Raw genomic sequence first — 252 nt, forward strand, 5'->3', positions numbered from 1 at the left:
GACCAGGCCCAGCGTCTCGCCGGGGCGCACGTCGAAGTCCACGCCGTCGACGGCCCGGACGGCGCCCTTGGCGCGGAAGCCCTCGCGCACCGGGAAGTGCTTGGTCAGCCCCCGCACGCGCAGCAGCGGCTCGGTCTCGGTACTCATCGGGCCACTCCCACCTGGGCGATGTCCTGCTGGTAGAGCCGGGTGCGCTCCTCGGCCGGCAGGTGGCAGGCCACGAGGTGCCCCGCCTCCCCGGCAGCCCGCAGC

At 75.4% G+C, this 252-nt stretch carries 1 pseudogene; it reads right to left on the minus strand.

The window, feature by feature from the left end:
- Positions 1 to 147: pseudogene (locus tag FXF50_RS30075) on the minus strand (dipeptide/oligopeptide/nickel ABC transporter ATP-binding protein); the annotation flags it as partial.
- Positions 148 to 252 lie beyond the last annotated feature (105 nt).

The organism is Micromonospora sp. AP08 (assembly GCF_008085935.1).
GTDB lineage: Bacteria > Actinomycetota > Actinomycetes > Mycobacteriales > Micromonosporaceae > Micromonospora > Micromonospora chersina.